The organism is Streptococcus cristatus, assembly GCF_003944225.1.
Classification (GTDB): Bacteria; Bacillota; Bacilli; order Lactobacillales; family Streptococcaceae; genus Streptococcus; species Streptococcus cristatus_K.
The window spans coordinates 1-1,016 of record NZ_RJPN01000025.1; the positions used below are offsets into that span (position 1 = coordinate 1).

The window sequence follows — 1,016 nt, forward strand, 5'->3', positions numbered from 1 at the left end:
GCAAGTCAAAGTACTTCAGCATCAGTGAGCGCAAGCATCAGTGCTTCAGCTTCAGCATCTAACAACCAGAACTCAGCTTCTATTTCAGTAAGCGCGAGCCAGTCTGCGTCAATTAGTGCGAGCCAAAGCGCTTCAGCATCAGTAAGTGCTAGTCACTCAGCATCTGTATCAGCTAGCCAATCAGCTTCAGCTTCAGTATCAGCAAGTCAAAGTACTTCAGCATCAGTGAGCGCAAGCATCAGTGCTTCAGCTTCAGCATCTAACAACCAGAACTCAGCTTCTATTTCAGTAAGCGCGAGCCAGTCTGCGTCAATTAGTGCGAGCCAAAGCGCTTCAGCATCAGTAAGTGCTAGCCACTCAGCCTCTGTATCAGCTAGCCAAAGCGCTTCAGCTTCTGTATCTGCAAGTCAAAGTACTTCAGCATCAGTGAGCGCAAGCATCAGTGCTTCAGCTTCAGCATCTAACAACCAGAACTCAGCTTCTATTTCAGTAAGCGCGAGCCAGTCTGCGTCAATTAGTGCGAGCCAAAGCGCTTCAGCATCAGTAAGTGCTAGTCAATCAGCCTCTGTATCAGCTAGCCAATCAGCTTCAGCGTCTGTATCTGCAAGTCAAAGTACTTCAGCATCAGTGAGCGCAAGCATCAGTGCTTCAGCTTCAGCATCTAACAACCAGAACTCAGCTTCTATTTCAGTAAGCGCGAGCCAGTCTGCGTCAATTAGTGCGAGCCAAAGTGCTTCAGCATCAGTAAGCGCAAGCATCAGTGCTAGCCACTCAGCATCTGTATCAGCTAGCCAATCAGCTTCAGCGTCTGTATCTGCAAGTCAAAGTACTTCAGCATCAGTGAGCGCAAGCATCAGTGCTTCAGCTTCAGCATCTAACAACCAGAACTCAGCTTCTATTTCAGTAAGCGCGAGCCAGTCTGCGTCAATTAGTGCGAGCCAAAGCGCTTCAGCATCAGTAAGTGCTAGTCACTCAGCATCTGTATCAGCTAGCCAATCAGCTTCAGCGTCTGTATC

The 1,016-nt window shown here is 48.5% G+C and carries 1 protein-coding gene; it reads left to right on the forward strand.

The window, feature by feature from the left end; genetic code table 11:
* The coding region (locus tag D8797_RS10025; protein WP_185780877.1) for a hypothetical protein at window positions 1–1,016 on the forward strand (1,016 nt) is incomplete at both ends.